This is a genomic window from Anabaena sp. WFMT (assembly GCF_051781005.1).
In the GTDB taxonomy this organism is placed as follows: domain Bacteria; phylum Cyanobacteriota; class Cyanobacteriia; order Cyanobacteriales; family Nostocaceae; genus Anabaena.
In genome coordinates, this window is the sequence record NZ_JBPWOA010000038.1 from 21163 (window position 1) to 39373 (window position 18211).

The following is an 18211-nucleotide window of genomic DNA, read 5'->3' on the forward strand; positions in this document are numbered from 1 at the left end:
GAGATTTGGGAGTGGGTTAAGATGTTGTTAACCCACTTTTATTCTGAGTTAATGGTGTGTATTATTTTCTCACTGGTGTACCGCAGGGATAAGTAGCCGCTTGCGGTGAATTACTTTCACTTGCTGGCTTGTCTTTAGCCGCTAGGTAGTCTTTTTGTAATGTGCCTAACAATTCATCTCGTCTATCATACAAACGTTTCAGGGTACGAGGTTGACATTGATTGAGAACATAAGCTGTAACTAATGGCAGAGCGATCGTACTATCTGTATAACAAACAATGGTGCTAGGTAACTCATCTGGGTCAATCTTACCCCAGCTTACAGCTTCGGCTGGAGTTGCCCCTGACAAACCCCCTGTATCTGGTCTGGCATCGGTAAACTGGACAAAGAAATCATGTCCCCGTTCTTCTAGTCCTAGTACTTCATGAATTTGTGGTTGTGTTTGCAATAAAAAGTTTTTAGGACTGCCCCCACCGATAATTACAGCCGCACTTTTACCCTCTGTTTCCCGCGCACCATAAGCAATAGCCGCTGTTTCATTTACGTCAATGGCTGGATCTAATATCAACTTTGATCCTTCCAATGCTAATGCTGCTACATTCATGCCAATGGAACTGTCACCAGGAGAAGAAGTATAAATCGGTATGCCACATTCATAAGCTGTGGCTAATAAACAAGAATGTTCGACACCTAATTGCTTTTCTACTTCTCGCACATACTTACCCAGCAAATAATGGAATTCAGCTGTTCCCATGCGCTTTTGAAAAGGTTCTGCTTGCAGAATTTTGCGGATAAATGCGTCAGTTTCTAGTAGCACATCATAGCCAAAAATAATGTCATAGATTCTGATGGTACCTTCTTCGCGCAATTTGACATCATCTAAAAACGGACTACCCGCAAAGAGTTCAAAACCCAAACCGTAGTGCATATCATGGTAAAGATTTGCACCTGTGCTAATCATCCAGTCAATAAAACCATTGCGAATTAAGGGTGCAAGGGCAGAAACACCAAATCCGGCTGGTGTCATCGCGCCAGAAAGGCTGACCCCCACTGTAACCCCGTCTGTAAATACATCATGACTGAGTAGTTGACAAGCTTCTCGCAAGCGTGCTGAGTTGTAAGCGGTGAAGTAATTATTAATCAAATCAACCACTCCAATATCGGCTGGCATTGGGATGGGTGAGATTTTTTTACCTTGCTGTTTTGACATTGTGATTAACTCCGCTAGTAAATACGCTGAATATAATGTTATCTAGCTTTTAAGGAATTATTTCAATACTTTGTGGATACAAATTATCGGCATCTTGCCCAAAATATATAAAAAGTATCTGTTTCAGCAGGTTATGGTTTTGTAAAAACTCGTTAACTTTGATCACATTCAGAGGGAATAGGGAACGGGCAACAGGGAACAGAAAAAACTCATGTTTAAAAAGATGAGATTGAAATAAGGTATTTAATTATTTAACTGCTAAAGTTTGCAATTTTGTTAATACTGCTTGGGCATGACCTTTTGTTTTTACATTAGGCCAAGAGTAGGCTATGATTTTATCGGGTGAAATCAAAAAGGTTGAACGAGCAACACCCATATATTCTTTACCCATAAATTTTTTTAACCTCCAAGCACCATAGGCTTCTATTAATTGATGTTCTGGATCACTTAACAGGGTAATTGATAATTGGTGTTTGTCGATAAATTTGCAATGTGCTTTAGATGAATCTGGACTGACACCGATGATTTTAGCTCCTAAAGTGGTAAATTCTGGAGCTAAATCAGTGAAGTCTTTGGCTTCTGTGGTGCATCCTGGAGTGTCATCTTTGGGGTAAAAATAGAGGACTATCCACTCACTGAAGTCAGCTAGGGTAATTGGTTTTTCGTTTTGGTCTGGGGTGGTGAAGTCAGGTGCTGATTGTCCGGTTTGGGGAATGTCGTCCATGATTAGGATTTAGTGCGATAGAGGTGCTTTAGAATTATAACGGAAATTTCGACAATACATTAATGAAACGTCTTCTGATTGGAATTTAGACTAAGGTTCTCAGCTATACTGCAAACGGTTCATAGTTTAACTAAATATGGAACCCCTCTCCCTACGGTGTACACACATCTCTAGACAGGATGCTAAATGTTATCCGATCCCCCTAAATCCCCCTTAAAAAGGGGGACTTCCAAGAATTTAGCCACCTTTAAAAAGAGAGGCTTTGCACTTGTTCTTTGTATTATCAAAAAGTCAAATTTCTAGCCGTTTTGAGTATCATGGGTTCAATTCAAGTTAAGAGGATGTTTGAAAAGTGGTGATTGATGTATTAAAAACTTTAGATCCTCCTAAATCCTCCCCTTCGGCAAGCTCAGGGCATCGCTTAAAAAGGAGGACTTTGAGCAGGTTATTACCCCCTTTTTAAGAGGAATTAGGGGGGGATATAGATACAAGCGTAGACTTTTCAAATACCCTCTAAATGGGATATCACCATTAATGGTGGTATTGATTTAAGTAAAGCTTAAGAAAGGGTGTTGAGTCGTCGTCAATTTGTCTAAGCAATTGCAACTCAAAAAAACATTACAGATGGTAGGTAAATTGACTATGAAGAATAACTCCAACCCATGAAGTGAAGCTATCCTTTAGGAAATCGCCTATCTTTCCTAAAATATAAAATACCCTCAAGTAATCAAGGATTATACACAAAGGAACTCTTGATATAAAGTCCTACATAGTCCCCATCATTGCTCTCACCAACAATATAAATATTTTCTTCTTCCCAAGAACTAATACGATACATAAAAGCTTGATCAAACTTCTGTTCAAAAAATAGATTCATTTGATTTACTTGATTATATTTTTTGTTAATTTTATTAACATAATCATCGCAAAACCATTCATTAAAGTATTCGCGATCTTTATAAAAACCGTTGAATTTACCAATCTCTAGCATTCCTGATTTTTGCAAAACCTGCTCCATCGCTAACTCCTTACTGGTAGCTAGAGAATAAACAATTTGATGTGTATATGAATAACTATAATCGCCAGCAAAATCACCACTCATGGAAATATAACCTAAATCTTTAACGCATTTTTTAAGTTGTGTTTCTAAGTTAGAACTATCAAATCCTGAAACCTCCATTACTGATGTTTTAGCAATAGAAGAGCGAGAAATCACCTCTTGGGGAATATTTGTTTCTACATAAACCGTTGGTGCGATCGCCACCCAATTTTTATCTTTTGTCTGTCCAATTATAATCCCAGGATATTTATCCCAATAAGAATTTAAACCCAAAACATAAGCTTCTAGATTATCTAAATTATTAGAGATAACTTGCCATAATAACTCTATCCTATTTTCCCAAGCCTCAATTTGCTCTTGATTCAAAGAAAAATCATTAAAACACTTTGCATACTTTAGCCCTTCCAACCTTGTTATGCTCACATCAGCATCAGTTAATTTGAACCAATTTTTAGACAAACAAAGATTCAAGACATTAAAATCTCCTTGGGTATTTCTCTCCCATACAAAAGGATAAATAGAACTGCCATCTTCATGTCCTGGTAAACGAATATAGGGTAGTTGTTCTAGTAAAAGCTCTAAAGTTCCAATTGTCTGTTCAGTTTCAGGGTTCATGAATTTTTACTCCTATACTTAATTTAAACTTGCGATCGCTACTGCTCTGACAATTTGATTGCTATCTTCGGTAAGCTGTTGTTTAATTTCTGTTGGCGTGGCGGGATTGTCAGCCACTGCGTAACGTTCCAGCCAAGATGCTGAGTGCGCTCCCTGTCGCAAAATCTCAGCAGAAGTTAGAGGGTGCAACAAAGCCACCAAACGCACAAAAGGAACATCTGACTCTACATACTCCGATAATACTGTTGCTAAATCATCTGTTTGGGGGTTGTAGATCCGGCTCAAACCGCGTAGGGTAGGACTGGTTTGGGTTTGGCGTACAGTTGGGTTACTGACTAAATCTTCCAAAGAAGCACGCACCAAAGCCGGGGTGTGAGGATTTTTCGCTACAGCACGACGCACTTCTACTTTTTCATCCTGGGCAAGTTGTTCGAGTTGAACCGATGGTAAGTTAGGATTAGTTGCCACCGCAGCACGAATGGTTAAATCTTCATCTCGCGTCAAAGCTGCTAATGCACTTTCTGGAGTCCGAGAATTTGTTGCTACTTTCAGCCGCACTTCTACTTTTTCATCAGTTGACAAAAACTCTAAAACCTGAGCCGGCACATTCTCACTAGCAGCAACGGCTTCACGGACTGGTAAGGCTTCATCTTGGGCTAATTGTTGCCAATGTGCCTCGGTTAAGTTGGGAGGGCAGACTAAATCAACTAAAACATTACGCACATTTGAATTAGAATGCTGTATTAACTGAGTTAATAGTTCTGGTGTTAGATTCGGGTTATGAGCAAGAGAAATTAAGACAGATTCATCTGGTTCTGTAGCAATCAATCTTTCCACAAGTTCAGTAGGAAGATTATTTTTATAAACAATATACCGACGCACACTTGACCAAGGACTGCTGAGTAATACTCCCATTAAATTGATAGGAATATCCTGTCTCTGTGAGATAGTAGCATAAATTTGTTCGATATACTCTGAGGGGCTAATATCTTGACGGTTGATTAGCCTTTCTAAAATTTCAGGAGTTGTATTTGGATTTCCCGCAATTCCCCAAAGTACAGGAATATAACTATCATCAACCATTTTCTCTAATGCAGAAGTAGGAGTGTTACGATGATTTGCAACCTTCGATCTAATCCATGAATTTGTGTTTGTTGCTAGTTTTTCGAGGGTACTGGCAGGCATTTGAGAGCCATTTCTTAGCAAAAACTCGAACACTTCCTTTTGTGTTTGACTATCTTTTTTTAAAGTGTCCTCGACTACTGCTGCTAGAGCATTTCCTGGAGTTTTAGGATTGTGAGCATTAGCAATTTTCTTTTCTACTCCCAAAAATTCTAGAACTTCTACAGGTGTATTCTCATTTTCAGTTAGTCGCTTGCACACTCTTTTGCTCGAATCTTGAGCAAGTTGAGTTAATATTTCTACGGGAGTGTTTGCATTTCCTGCAACTTTTAGTCTAACTAAATCTGATTCATCGTGAGCTAATCGTTCTAAAATTTCTATACTTTGATTGCGAGTATTATGCACCAAATTCAAGCGCACGTCCAGATTCTCATCTTGAGTGAGATCCAAGAGAACACGAAGCGGTAAGTTACGATTCTGAGAGACAACTTGACGAATGGTGGCATCACTATCTTTTGCTAGTCGTTCAAGGATATGAATTGGAGTTTTGTTGCTACGGGCTGCGGAGAGTTTAGCTTTTTGATCTCCGGTTTCAAGAACTTGAGCTAAAGCATGGGGACTATTGGGACGAGAAGCAAGGAGTTGAGTTGCTTGTGAAGCTTCTTCTCTTTTTTGTAGTTCTAGTTGAATTTTATATTTATTTAAATGATCAAGATGAGGATTTTTTAAAACAGCTTCAGCGACTCCATATTTACCTTTATTTAAAGCCAGTTGTTTTAACAAAACAATAGGTGTATTTGGATTTTCAGCCACATCAATTAAGATGTAAGACAGTCCAGAAGAATTTTCCATTTGCTCAACAGCTTGCTCAAGAAGATGAACAGGTGCATTAGGATTTTCAACAATTTGCTGTAATCCGCCGACTCCTTGTTGAGCGATCTGTTCTAAAATTGCTACTGGTGTATTGGGATGTTTAGCAATTTGCTGTAATCCGCCGAATGCTTGTTGAGCGATCTGTTCTAAAATTGCTACTGGTGTATCGGGATGTTTAGCAATTTGCTGTAATCCGCCGAATGCTTGTTGAGCGATCTGTTTTAAAATTGCTACTGGTGTATCGGGATGTTTAGCAATAGCTTCCTGAATGTTTCTACAATCAGAAAAAAGTGCTTGCTGTAGGTATTCTTGTCGCTCTAGTTCAGGAACTGCCGAATTAAAACCAAGGGCTAATCGCAGTGAAGCATCTCCAGAATGGCGATTTAAACTATCCGGTTCTTTTCTATATTTTTGCCATAGTAATTCCCGTAAAGTTTCAGGTGTACTTGGATTTCCCAATAAGGCTGCAATGATTTCTTGATTAGATACATCCTTATTGTAAGACATATTGAGTAAATACAATAAACGATATAACAGTCTATGATTTGGTTCTAAATTATCATATCTAGATGATGTTCTTGGTGGACAATCTTTTCTTTCAACTGTAAACTTACCTTGCCATTGATCTGAAGATTCTTGATTTGCTATATTTTCTAGAGTTTCCTTTTCTTGGTTGTTTAGCGAAGTAATTAATTCATCCCATTCATTTAAAATAGGAGTTTGAAATGCCGGATCTTGTTGCAACCAAAATAAAATAAGTTCTGGTGATTGATGTCGGTCAATAAAGGCTTTGATTCGATTAATTAAGTTAGGAGTTACATCACGAGATATTTGTCTCAACATTTCTTCCATTGTGTTGAAAGAAGATGAGATTCTTGATAACAGTTCTAGTATTTCTATAGGTGTTTGCGGATTGCCAGCTACTCTTACCTTGATATAGTCTTCTGCGATAAATACTAATTGTCTTAAAAGAGAATTTCTGAATGATTGAGCCGTTTTCTGATTTAGAGCTACGGCTAACTGTATGCTGGCATTTGGATACTCTGCTAACCTTTCTAAAATCTCTACAGAAACTTGAGGATGTTTAGCAACATCAGCTAGTCTACCACTGCGATCGCCTAACCATTCTTCTACACTTTGAACTATGGGCGATTCTTTTTGCTTATCTAAAGCATAGATTATTAATGCTTCAATATCAATATTACAAAATTCAGCTAATATCCAAGTTGGTGTATTTATTTGTCTCAAAAATAAAGAAAGAAACGCACCATGATCGATTAAAAATAGAGGTGTTTGTGAAGCTTTTGGCGACTCATGAAAAATTCTTTCTAATATACTTGCAGGTAAATTGGAACGACTTTTAATCACTCTGTGTTGTGTCGCAAACAAACGATCTAAAATCTCTTCAGTAGTATTTTCATGCCGCGCCACCGCAGCTTGAATTTCCTGATCAGATGCTGCTAATACTGCCAAAATCTGGGCTGAAGTAACGGAATTTTTCGCCACAGCCAACCGAATTTTCAATACTTTATCCTCTGCCAAAACCAGCAGGGTTTCTTCAGGAGTTGAGGGATTTTTGGACACTGCTAAACGTATGCAATCCCAACGACTTTGTGCTAAATTTGCTAACTGTTCTGCATCTGTATCCCAATCACTCGCTATCTCATGCTGTTCTTGCACTCAGCGCACTAACTCCGGCGGACAACTGGGATTATATGACACAGAGAGACGAATAGCTAACTCAAAATCTCCCGCTAAGGATTCTAATAACGCCAACGGGGTTTGAGGATCTTCTGCGACTTGTAAACGTGGTTCTAGGCTGGGTTCTTTTGCTAACCGTTCCAGTAACTGGAGGTGATATCGTGGCGGTAAATAGGGATTACTGAGGGCTTGAATGAGATATTGGTTAGGAACCCACTCACTGAGGAAGCAGGGGGGAACAGGGGCGATTTTGAGTAGTTCGACTGCTAATTTGTCATTTTGCCCGATATAGCGCGATTTTAAGACTTCCTCAACGGCATTCTGCCCATCTTCACTGATTTCTCCTACCCAGTTGATGTGCAATTGTGCGGCTTCAGCAACGATCGCATGGGGGCTATGAACTAAGACTTCTAACAAGGGGCGTGGGGTTGGGGAATAACTGGCCACGGCTAGTTGTAAGGCGACGGATTGAGTATTAAGCTGTGTTGGGTCAGCTAAAAATGGTTTTAAATCTGAAATAGTGAGCGATCGCAACAATTCCATCATCCCACACAGGAATCTAATAGGATTCCTATATCTTAAATTTTTACTTGGCTTTTGGAATTGTTCAGAATTCTTTTCAGGGAAGTTTCTTTAACCAGTATGACAGCTTGATTAATCTCTAGCCACAAACGCTCTCTTTGGGCTGCTTCTGGCCAATCTTCTAAGACTTTCTCTACTGGTAGCAAAAATAAATTAACTCGATAAGTATTACCACCTTTTTGATATTTATAAGCGCCCAATTTCTCAGTGTTCACTTGACCAATAACTCCCGCTTCTTCCCAGGCTTCTTTTGCTGCTGAATCATGTGGACTCATTCCCTTGCAAACTCCTCCTTTGGGAATTACCCAATTTTGACGCTTACGTGTGGTGATCAATAAAACTTCAATTTTTCCATCTTTTATACGATATGGAATGACTCCTGATTGTTGCAAAATTTTGGTGTTTTTTTGGGCCATTCGAGTAGCTTCCTAATAAATCAACCTTTATATCTTAGTTATTGCGATCGCAATAGGGTTAAGTTGTCGCACCTGTAAATTGCACCATAATGCCTCCGGTCGCCGCAGCCATCATTTTGACAAAATCTGTCAATCCTCTCCCCCCTGCACCCTACCCTCCTGCGGCCTCTCAGGTCTAAAGTCACCCTTGTTTCCCGCTTATCGGCTATTCTTAGGACTAAAGCTGCGTGTCACACCAAACATCTATTTTATGGTGTGGTTCGGCAAGCTCACCAACCACGTCAGATATCAAATATCTGTTTATTTGCAGGATTTATGAAGTCTGACGCACCCTACAAAGCAATCCAGTTGCGTAAGTCCTGATTCTGATGAGTTTTGAGTCTGTAGTAATTCGTTTTTTCTGTTGTGAAGGTTAACAGCCATTTCCGTGCTATGGTATAGTCTTGGAAGCAAAAAAAAAGAAAAATTATCAATTTCTGAATTTTTAGCTCCCAACTACTTGACAAGTAGAAAAAAAAAGGCAACAATAATAAAGTTGCGAAAAGCAAGGGACTGTAGTTCAATTGGTTAGAGCACCGCCCTGTCACGGCGGAAGTTGCGGGTTCGAGCCCCGTCAGTCCCGTTAAAAAGTGGTAAGTTACAGATAAGGGGCGTATTGCAATACGCCCCTACTTGTTTTTTTGTGTGAAAGAGAGAATTAACTGTGAGTGTTAGAGTTCGTATTGCTCCAAGTCCAACTGGAAATTTACATATTGGTACAGCCAGAACTGCTGTATTCAATTATTTATTCGCCCGTCACCACGGCGGGAAGTTTATCCTGAGAATTGAAGATACAGATTTAGAGCGATCGCGCCCCGAATACACCGATAATATTCTCAGTGGACTACGCTGGCTGGGATTGAACTGGGATGAAGGTCCATTTTTTCAATCTCAACGCCTACATCTTTACAGAGAAGCGGTAGAAAAACTCCTAGAACAGGGATTAGCCTATCGTTGCTACACCACATCTGAAGAACTAGATGCGTTGCGAGAAGCACAAAAAGCTAGAAACGAAGCTCCCCGCTATGATAACCGTCACCGTAACCTTACCCCAGAACAACGGGCAGCTTTTGAAGCCGAAGGACGTTCCGCTGTAATTCGATTCAAAATCGACGACGGACGGGAAATAGTCTGGAATGACTTGGTACGGGGTCAAATGTCTTGGCGTGGTAGTGATTTGGGTGGTGATATGGTCATCGCTCGTGCTTCTGCTGAAGGGATTGGTCAACCACTGTATAACTTTGTCGTCGTTGTCGATGACATTGATATGCAAATTACTCATGTCATTCGCGGAGAAGACCACATAGCCAACACAGCTAAACAAATTCTGTTGTATGAAGCTTTAGGTGCAAAAATTCCTGAATTTGCCCATACACCACTAATTTTGAATCAAGAAGGACGCAAACTTTCCAAGCGGGATGGAGTGACTTCTATTTCTGACTTTGAGAAAATGGGTTTTACCGCTGAAGGTCTGGTCAATTATATGACCTTGCTGGGTTGGTCGGCTCCAGATTCAACCCAAGAAATTTTTACTTTGGAAGCAGCAGCTAAAGAATTTACCTTTGAGCGTGTTAATAAAGCCGGGGCTAAATTCGACTGGGATAAGTTGGATTGGTTGAATAGTCAATATGTCCATAATATACCAGTAGATAAACTCACAGATTTGCTCATACCTTTCTGGGAAACTGCTGGATATACATTTTCGGGTGGTAGAGAGCGTCCTTGGTTAGAGCAACTAGTAAGTTTAATTGCTGCTAGTCTAACTCGGTTGGTGGATGCTGTAGCCATGAGCAAAATGTTTTTTACCGATGCGGTAGAATTAACCGAAGAAGGTTCTGCTCAACTCCAGCAAGAAGGAGTCAAAGCTACACTGCAAAGTATTATCACAGCTTTGGAAAATCAATCAGAACTGTCAGCAGATAGCGCTCAAGAAATAATTAAACAAGTGGTGAAAGAGCAAAAAGTAAAAAAAGGCTTAGTTATGCGATCGCTCAGAGCCGCCTTAACAGGAGATGTACATGGACCTGACCTCATCCAATCATGGCTATTACTAAATCAGATCGGTTTAGATAAACCTCGGTTAAATCAAGCAATTAATTAGGTAATGGGTAATTGGTAATGGGTAATTGGGGAAGAATATTGATCTTTCCCCTTGCACCCTGCCCGCTGCCCCCTGCCTCCCTCATCCTCCTGGGAACTTGGTGTGTAAAATCTATGTCTTAAAAATTACTTAGAAATGAATGTAATGCAATGTCTAGAAAAGCGCTCAATATAAGAATCAAATTATCATTGATAATAGTTACGCTATTCATCACACCGATTATTGATAATATTGCTAATGCTCAAGAAGCGCCACCAATTTTTGGAGATATCACCATCAAACCCAAATTTTCACCCGATCCTTTGAAAGTGCGGGGGATGAGTGGTGGTTCAGTGAGGGCAAGCGAAGTGGGTGGGAAAGAAACCCCAACAGGCCCTTGTGCTGGATTTGTAGATAAAGCCGCAGATCATACACTGAAATTAATAAGTAAATTCGATTACCTAAAAGTGCAAGTAGAAAGTCCAGCGGACACCACCATGATTATTAAAGGCCCTGGTGGTGTTTGGTGCAATGATGATTTTCATGGTAAAAATCCCGGCATTGTGGGTGAGTGGTTGAAAGGAACTTACCAAATTTGGGTCGGTTCCTACGAAAAAGGGAAATATTTACCCTACACTTTAAAAATCACAGAAGTTAAGTAGGTCAAAGGTTTCACACGTTTTGAGGACACGGGAAGGATAGTGAAAGAAATCACCGTGTCTCGACAATCCTGCATTTGTATTAAAATGAGAATTAAGTTAACTTTAATTAAGATTTTTGATAAGCGTGACGGATCTGCCATAGGGACTTAATAGCCTTTTGGTCATCCCCAAACGGTGATCAGACATCCAATTAAACAAAATGGATTTATAAACATCCGTTACACAGCAGCGTTACCAATCCAGGAAAAATGAAAGATCGAAGTTGACAACTTGATACTTTTGAAACTGGGTATTTGGTGAATAAAGCTAATTAGTCGTATTGGCATCTAGAGGTAAATTAAAAGATGAAATTCTCTTGGAAAGTCGTAGCACTCTGGTCAGTGCTTGCTTTGGTAATTGGCTTTTTCTTCTGGCAAGGGGCTTTTGCAAACGTTCCTGCGGATACAAGTAAGAATGCGGCTAATACTCGCATGACTTATGGTCGCTTTCTCGAATACTTAGATGCAGACCGCGTGACCAATGTGGATCTTTACGACGGTGGTAGAACGGCGATTATCGAAGCTAATGACCAAGATATCGAAAACCGCATCCAACGTTGGCGGGTAGATTTACCTATTAATGCTCCTGAGTTAATTAACAAACTCAAAGAACACAAAGTCAGTTTTGACGCTCATCCTATGCGTAATGATGGCGCAATCTGGGGATTGTTGGGTAATCTTGTATTCCCAGTATTATTGATTACTGGTTTATTCTTTTTGTTCCGTCGCTCTAACAACCTCCCTGGTGGCCCTGGTCAAGCGATGAATTTCGGTAAATCCCGCGCTCGTTTCCAAATGGAAGCGAAAACTGGTGTAAAATTCGATGATGTCGCTGGGATTGAGGAAGCGAAAGAAGAACTGCAAGAAGTGGTGACTTTCCTCAAACAACCAGAAAGATTTACCGCTGTTGGCGCTCGGATTCCCAAGGGTGTACTGTTAATTGGACCTCCTGGTACTGGTAAAACTTTACTAGCAAAAGCGATCGCAGGTGAAGCGGGTGTACCATTCTTCTCAATCTCTGGTTCTGAGTTTGTAGAAATGTTTGTGGGTGTCGGTGCTTCCCGTGTCCGCGATTTGTTCAAGAAAGCTAAAGACAATGCTCCTTGTATCATCTTTATTGATGAAATCGACGCTGTAGGTCGTCAACGGGGTGCAGGTATCGGTGGTGGTAATGATGAAAGAGAACAAACTTTAAACCAGCTATTAACAGAAATGGATGGTTTTGAAGGTAATACTGGCATTATTATTATTGCTGCTACTAACCGTCCTGATGTTTTAGACTCTGCGTTGCTGCGTCCCGGTCGTTTTGACAGACAGGTAACTGTTGATGCACCCGACATTAAAGGACGTTTAGAAGTTCTAGAAGTCCATGCGCGGAACAAGAAATTAGATCCTAGTGTATCCTTGGAAGCGATCGCTCGTCGCACACCTGGATTCACCGGTGCAGATTTAGCTAACCTCCTCAACGAAGCAGCAATTCTCACCGCTAGAAGACGCAAAGAAGGCATTACCCTGCTAGAAATTGATGATGCAGTGGATAGGGTAGTTGCAGGTATGGAAGGCACTCCCTTGGTAGACAGCAAGAGTAAACGCTTGATTGCTTACCATGAAATCGGTCACGCTTTGGTGGGTACTTTGTTGAAAGACCACGATCCTGTACAAAAAGTTACCCTTATTCCTAGAGGACAAGCACAGGGTTTAACCTGGTTTATGCCTAACGAAGAACAAGGTTTAATTTCTCGTTCTCAACTCAAAGCTAGAATTACAGGTGCTTTGGGTGGACGTGCAGCTGAAGAAGTCATCTTTGGTGCTGCGGAAGTGACAACTGGTGCGGGTGGAGATTTGCAACAGTTATCAGGAATGGCACGACAAATGGTAACACGGTTTGGGATGTCTGATTTAGGACCCCTTTCACTGGAAAGCCAACAGGGAGAAGTGTTCCTTGGTCGTGACTGGACAACACGTTCTGAGTATTCTGATTCTATTGCGGCTCGTATTGATGCTCAAGTCAGAGCGATCGCAGAAGAGTGTTACGAAAACGCTAAAAAGATTATCCGTGAACATCGCAGTGTTACAGACCGTTTGGTTGATTTGTTGATTGAAAAAGAAACCATTGACGGTGAAGAGTTCCGTCAGATTGTGGCTGAGTACGCTGTTGTACCAGATAAGTCACAGTTTGTACCTCAACTGTAGGGTTTTTAGTTAGATTTAAAATTGATGGGGATGGTAAAAGCCGTCCCTATTTTTTTTGATTTGTTAAAAAAAACCGAAAATAGGAGCATGGAATTCATCAGAGAATTGTGGCTTTATCAAGGTTATAATTATAGAGAAATGGTAAAAATGAGATAAATATGATCCAAATTATTCTGGATTCAGAACAAGAAAAGTTATTGCAAGAACAATTAAAAACCGGTAAATATAGAACACCTAATGAAGTGATTACCGATGCTTTAAAAATTTTAGCCCAAAGGCAGCATCTCAATCAAGAAAGTCAAAGAATGACAATTCTTTCAGGAGAACCAGCACAAAAATTACTAGAAGAGAAAATAAAAATTGTGCAGGAAATAAAGAAGAATTATCAACCAGATCCGCACAGACATGGATTGGCTGAAGAATTTAGTCAATTATGTCAAAAAACCCAGGAATTGCACGCTGACAACCCTTTAACTGATGAAGAAATTGATGAGGAAATTGCAGCTTATCGGAGAGGAGAATGATAATTATTATAGATACTAATATTTTAGTATCTGCGGTAATTTCTGGAAGAAAACCAGAATCTGTTATTAATTGGATTATTAATCAACCTGATTATCAATGGGTAGTTTCAGAAGAGATTTTAGCAGAGTATCAGCAGGTATTAAATAGACGCAAATTTAAATTAACAGATATTCAGAAAGAAAAATGGTTAAATCTAATTCAAAATTCAACCCAACGGATTGATGTTTCTACCAAATTTGATTTTCCTAGAGATCAAAAAGATGCTAAGTTTATTGCTTGTGCGATTTCAGCTAATGCTGATTTTTTGATTACAGGTGATCGAGATTTTACAGAAATTCAAAATTTAGGGAATACTTTAATTATTTCCATTTCGCTTTTTGCCGAATTAGTAATGAGAGATTGCTGAATAGAATTAAAACCTTTTTATCGGTCAATTATTTTCATGCTATTGTCTAACAAATATTATTTATTAATGTACTGCTACTTATGATTGATTTTAATAACTACATTCAAGACTTACAAGAAAATATTAAACGCGGTGGAGAACGTAGTCATTATCCTAGTCTAAAAAGCCTAATTGAAGGTTTAATGATTGGTATTAATGCCAGAATTGAAGAAAAAGGCAATCAAGAAGGTATTCCTGACTTTACTATCAGAAAAAATGACCGAGTTTTGGGATATATAGAAGCCAAGGATATTAATGTTGATTTAAGTAAAACAGAAAAAACTGAACAACTAAAGCGTTATTTAGAATCAAATATTGGTTATAATTTGATTTTAACTAATTATCTAGAATTTCGTTGGTATGTAGACGGAGAATGTGAAAAAACTGCGAAATTAGCTGATTTAGAACAAGGTAAAATTATTCTGGTTGATGATTTACAACCAATTACAGAATTACTGCAATTATTTCTTGATCAAAAAGCCAAAGATATTAATAACTATTATGATTTAGCTAAAGAAATGGCAGCTTATACTAAAACTATTAGAAATGCAATTGAATCAGCTTTAGATATAGAAGAAAGCATCGACCAATTAAATCAATTAAAAGAAACATTTAAACAAATATTGATTCTTGATATAGATAATCAACGGTTTGCTGATATGTATGCTCAAACTATTGCTTATGGTTTATTTACTGCTAGAATTGGTCATGCACAAAACCCTGGACAATTTGCATTTAAACGAACAACAGCCAGTATTTATATTAGTGATAGAATCCCTTTTTTGAAAGGTTTATTCGATATAGTTATTGCCACTGATAGCATTAGTAAAATTCATAAGTCAATTGAAAATTTAGTAGAATTATTAAATACAGTTGACATGACCAATATTTTAGAAACCTTTGGACGAGAAACGCGCACAGAAGATCCAGTTATTCACTTTTATGAAACATTTTTAGCTGCTTATCAATCTTCATTAAGAAAAAGCAGAGGAGTTTATTATACTCCTGAACCTGTAGTAAATTTTATTGTCCGTTCTGTTAATGATATTTTAGATCAAGTTTTTGATTTGCAAGATGGTTTAGGAAATCGCAAAGTAACAATTCTTGATCCTGCAACAGGTACAGGAACATTTTTATATGCAGTTGTCAAACAAATTCGGGATAATGTCGCTAAATATGGTATTGACAAATGGAATACTTTTTTAAGAGATGCAAAACTTGTAAATCGTCTATTTGGATTTGAGTTATTAATGACTCCTTATACTATAGCGCATTTAAAATTAGGCTTATTATTAGGAGATTTAGGTTATAAATTTGCACCAGAAGAAAGATTAAAAATTTATTTAACTAATGCGCTGGAAGAAGGAATAAAACAAAGTGATTTAATTACTGGTATTACTCAAATTATTGCTGAAGAATCCAGTCAAGCGGGAAAAGTGAAAACAGAAATTCCGGTAATGGTAGTATTAGGAAATCCTCCTTATTCTGTTAGTTCCCAAAATGCAAGTAAACGCAAAAGAATCTTAAATCAAGATGAAAGATATTTAGCTGATGTTGAATATACGGGTTCAGTGTGGAATCGGATTTATAAAACTGGGAAAGCAGGTAAAACTATTACTGAGTTAACCCATATTGGGGAACTTTTAGAATTATATAAAGGTAGGGTAAGGTTAGAAAAAGAAAAGAATATCCAACCTTTAGATGATGATTATATTAAATTTATTCGTTTTGCTCAATATCAAATTCAAAAAACGCCTAAAGGTTATGGGGTTATTGGTTTTATTACTAATCATTCCTATCTCAATGGTTTAATTCATCGCGGAATGAGAGAGGAGTTATTAAAGTATTTTGATACTTTATATATTATGGATTTGCATGGTAATTCTCTATTGAAAGAAACTACACCAGATGGAAATGTTGATCAAAATGTTTTTGATATTCAACAAGGTGTATCTATTCTAATTGCTGTGCGGGAAAAAAGCGAACCTGATTATTTTTCTACTGCTTATAAATCCAGAGATGGAATTAAGGAAATGGCAAAGGTTTTATATTATGATTTGTGGGGAAGTCGTGAGGATAAATATAAATTTTTAGAATCTGCAAGTTTAAATAATGTTGATTGGATTGAGTTACAACCAACTGCACCAAATTACTTTTTTGCACCGAAAGATTTTGATTTAGCAACGGAATATAATCAAGGTTGGAGTGTTGCAGATATTTTTCCTGTTAATTCTACAGGAGTCGCAACTCATAGAGATAATTTTGTAACAGATTTTGATTTAAACATACTTCGTAAGCGAATAGAAGATTTTAGAGATTTAAGCATTCCAAATGAGCAAATTTTAATAAATTATCAAATTAAAGAAACTTCGGATTGGAAAATTCAGCCAAAAAGACAATTATTAGCTAGTGATAAGAATTGGCAAAATTATTTCACAATTTGTTTATACCGTCCTTTTGACTGGAAATATTATTATCACAATAGTAATTTAGTTAATCGTCCTAGACAAGAGGTTATGCGTTATGTTTTAAATAAAGAAAATCTATGTTTAATTACAGCTAGAGGAATTGAAATACCTAGAGTATATGATCAGATTTTCTGTACTAATCAAATTATATCTAATCACTCTTTATCTATTAAAGAAATTAACTATTTATTCCCTCTATATACCTACCCAGATACAGAGAATAAACAAACAAATCTTTTCATAGAAAGAACTCCTAACCTATCTCCAAAATTCTTAGAAACTATCAAAGATAAACTTGATAAAATACCAACACCAGAACAAATATTTCACTATGCTTATGCCATTTTCCACAGTCCTACCTATCGTACTAGATACGCTGAATTTTTGAAGATTGATTTTCCTCGTCTTCCCTTAACCAGTAATCAAAAACTCTTTAACTCATTAGCTACCAAAGGAGAAGAATTAGTTAATTTACATCTAATGAAATCTGAGACACTTGATAATTTAATTACAACCTATCAAGACATAGGAGATAATCAAGTTAGCGAAGTTAGTTATAGTTCAGAATTGCAAAGAGTTTATATAAATAAACAGAGTTATTTTACAGATATTTCTCAACACATCTGGGAATTTAAAATTGGTGGATATCAAGTATTAGACAAATGGTTAAAAGACAGAAAAAACGCCAACTGTGTATTATCTGAAGATGAAGTTATACAGTATCAAAAAATTGTTGTTGCTTTAACAGAAACCTTACGATTAATGCAAGAAATTGATGGTTTAATTCCGGGTTTTCCCATTGAGTAAATATTCACTATATCTCAAAATTGTAGGTTGAGTTAAGCGACAGCGCAACCCAACAAAGTCCTGAAGATGTTGGGTTTCCTTCTGTCAAACGCCATTCGCCACAAGCCGGGAAACCCGTCCAAGGCGATGGCTTCCCAACCTACATAAATCAAATTTATCTTTTAGTTTTTGGATAGTGGTTTTGCAATTTAAAATATTTGACTGACATTAATACTGATATCAGGAAAAGCTAAAATTGATAAAGCTTGATTATTCACTAACTTCTGTACATCTTGATAAACTCCCTGAAGAGGATTTCGATAAACTTCTATCACTTCCTGATTAACATCCACTAACCAAACTTCGGGAATATTGGCTTCTGCATACAAAGGAATTTTTATTTCTCGGTCATATATTATTGTTGTATCAGCAACTTCTATTAATAAAAATATATCTTCTGGTTGGGGGTGTGAATTTCTATAAAAATCTGCACGCGGCTTTAGTAATGCTATATCTGGTTGCGGTTCGGAAGTGTCATCTAATTCTATAGAATTCTGCGGTGCAAAAACTATTTGCTTTCCTAGAAGCTGAACCAGTAGATTAACTAATCTATTTACACAACCCGCGTGTTTTGTCCCAATAGGTGAAATATCAATCATTTCCCCCCGAATT

General features: G+C 37.9%; 13 protein-coding genes and 1 tRNA gene. 7 read left to right on the forward strand and 7 right to left on the reverse strand.

Annotated features, from left to right (window positions below):
• Positions 1 to 61: 61 nt before the first annotated feature.
• The 6 genes from ACSQ6I_RS24465 to ACSQ6I_RS24490 all read right to left on the reverse strand — a co-directional run bounded on the left by ACSQ6I_RS24465 (position 62) and on the right by ACSQ6I_RS24490 (position 8303).
• On the reverse strand, positions 62 to 1210 hold the full coding sequence (locus ACSQ6I_RS24465) for a homospermidine biosynthesis protein (protein ID WP_438892839.1): 1149 nt from the start codon (positions 1208 to 1210) through the stop codon (positions 62 to 64).
• A gap of 247 nt (positions 1211 to 1457) precedes the next feature.
• Positions 1458 to 1934, reverse strand: a complete 477-nt coding sequence (bcp, locus tag ACSQ6I_RS24470; protein ID WP_438892840.1) for a thioredoxin-dependent thiol peroxidase — start codon at positions 1932 to 1934, stop codon at positions 1458 to 1460.
• A gap of 727 nt (positions 1935 to 2661) precedes the next feature.
• Positions 2662 to 3609, reverse strand: coding sequence for a nuclease A inhibitor family protein (locus ACSQ6I_RS24475; protein WP_438892841.1), 948 nt, complete (start codon positions 3607 to 3609; stop codon positions 2662 to 2664).
• Positions 3610 to 3627: 18 nt separating this feature from the next.
• Entirely contained in the window at positions 3628 to 7284 is a 3657-nt protein-coding gene (locus ACSQ6I_RS24480; RefSeq protein WP_438892842.1) for a hypothetical protein, read from the reverse strand.
• Positions 7285 to 7851, reverse strand: a complete 567-nt coding sequence (locus tag ACSQ6I_RS24485) for a hypothetical protein (protein WP_438892843.1) — start codon at positions 7849 to 7851, stop codon at positions 7285 to 7287.
• Positions 7852 to 7883: 32 nt separating this feature from the next.
• The gene (locus ACSQ6I_RS24490; protein WP_438892844.1) at positions 7884 to 8303 is read right to left on the reverse strand and encodes an NUDIX hydrolase; all 420 of its coding nucleotides are present in this window, start codon (positions 8301 to 8303) and stop codon (positions 7884 to 7886) included.
• Positions 8304 to 8851: 548 nt separating this feature from the next.
• Here ACSQ6I_RS24490 and ACSQ6I_RS24495 point away from each other — a divergent pair.
• The 7 genes from ACSQ6I_RS24495 to ACSQ6I_RS24525 all read left to right on the forward strand — a co-directional run bounded on the left by ACSQ6I_RS24495 (position 8852) and on the right by ACSQ6I_RS24525 (position 17560).
• A tRNA-Asp gene (locus tag ACSQ6I_RS24495) sits at positions 8852 to 8925 on the forward strand.
• An 81-nt stretch (positions 8926 to 9006) separates the two neighbouring features.
• On the forward strand, positions 9007 to 10443 hold the full coding sequence (gene gltX / locus ACSQ6I_RS24500; protein ID WP_438892845.1) for a glutamate--tRNA ligase: 1437 nt from the start codon (positions 9007 to 9009) through the stop codon (positions 10441 to 10443).
• Between the two features lie 149 nt (positions 10444 to 10592).
• Positions 10593 to 11084 carry a hypothetical protein gene (locus tag ACSQ6I_RS24505; RefSeq protein WP_438892846.1) on the forward strand — a complete coding sequence of 164 codons (492 nt, stop codon included), beginning with the start codon at positions 10593 to 10595 and terminating at the stop codon, positions 11082 to 11084.
• A 344-nt stretch (positions 11085 to 11428) separates the two neighbouring features.
• Positions 11429 to 13315, forward strand: coding sequence for an ATP-dependent zinc metalloprotease FtsH2 (gene ftsH2, locus ACSQ6I_RS24510; protein ID WP_438892847.1), 1887 nt, complete (start codon positions 11429 to 11431; stop codon positions 13313 to 13315).
• Positions 13316 to 13473: 158 nt separating this feature from the next.
• The gene (locus tag ACSQ6I_RS24515; RefSeq protein ID WP_438892848.1) at positions 13474 to 13839 is read left to right on the forward strand and encodes a hypothetical protein; all 366 of its coding nucleotides are present in this window, start codon (positions 13474 to 13476) and stop codon (positions 13837 to 13839) included.
• A complete protein-coding gene (locus ACSQ6I_RS24520; RefSeq protein ID WP_438892849.1) occupies positions 13836 to 14246 on the forward strand; it encodes a putative toxin-antitoxin system toxin component, PIN family in 411 nt (136 codons plus the stop codon). The genes ACSQ6I_RS24515 and ACSQ6I_RS24520 overlap by 4 nt, the downstream gene beginning before the upstream one ends.
• 80 nt (positions 14247 to 14326) lie before the next feature.
• Positions 14327 to 17560: a type ISP restriction/modification enzyme gene (locus ACSQ6I_RS24525; protein WP_438892850.1), complete on the forward strand. Its 3234-nt coding sequence runs from the start codon at positions 14327 to 14329 to the stop codon at positions 17558 to 17560.
• 188 nt (positions 17561 to 17748) lie between these two features.
• Here ACSQ6I_RS24525 and ACSQ6I_RS24530 read toward each other — a convergent pair whose 3' ends face one another.
• Positions 17749 to 18210 carry a Uma2 family endonuclease gene (locus ACSQ6I_RS24530; RefSeq protein WP_438892851.1) on the reverse strand — a complete coding sequence of 154 codons (462 nt, stop codon included), beginning with the start codon at positions 18208 to 18210 and terminating at the stop codon, positions 17749 to 17751.
• Between the last annotated feature and the right edge of the window lies 1 nt (position 18211).

Excerpts from the sequence above, each read along its gene's own strand:
- ACSQ6I_RS24465 (WP_438892839.1), bottom strand. The coding sequence starts at position 1,210 with ATGTCAAAACAGCAAGGTAAAAAAATCTCACCCATCCCAATGCCAGCC.
- bcp (WP_438892840.1), bottom strand. The coding sequence starts at position 1,934 with ATGGACGACATTCCCCAAACCGGACAATCAGCACCTGACTTCACCACC.
- ACSQ6I_RS24475 (WP_438892841.1), bottom strand. The coding sequence starts at position 3,609 with ATGAACCCTGAAACTGAACAGACAATTGGAACTTTAGAGCTTTTACTA.
- ACSQ6I_RS24485 (WP_438892843.1), bottom strand. The coding sequence starts at position 7,851 with ATGATGGAATTGTTGCGATCGCTCACTATTTCAGATTTAAAACCATTT.
- ACSQ6I_RS24490 (WP_438892844.1), bottom strand. The coding sequence starts at position 8,303 with ATGGCCCAAAAAAACACCAAAATTTTGCAACAATCAGGAGTCATTCCA.
- ACSQ6I_RS24505 (WP_438892846.1), top strand. The coding sequence starts at position 10,593 with ATGTCTAGAAAAGCGCTCAATATAAGAATCAAATTATCATTGATAATA.
- ftsH2 (WP_438892847.1), top strand. The coding sequence starts at position 11,429 with ATGAAATTCTCTTGGAAAGTCGTAGCACTCTGGTCAGTGCTTGCTTTG.
- ACSQ6I_RS24515 (WP_438892848.1), top strand. The coding sequence starts at position 13,474 with ATGATCCAAATTATTCTGGATTCAGAACAAGAAAAGTTATTGCAAGAA.
- ACSQ6I_RS24520 (WP_438892849.1), top strand. The coding sequence starts at position 13,836 with ATGATAATTATTATAGATACTAATATTTTAGTATCTGCGGTAATTTCT.
- ACSQ6I_RS24525 (WP_438892850.1), top strand. The coding sequence starts at position 14,327 with ATGATTGATTTTAATAACTACATTCAAGACTTACAAGAAAATATTAAA.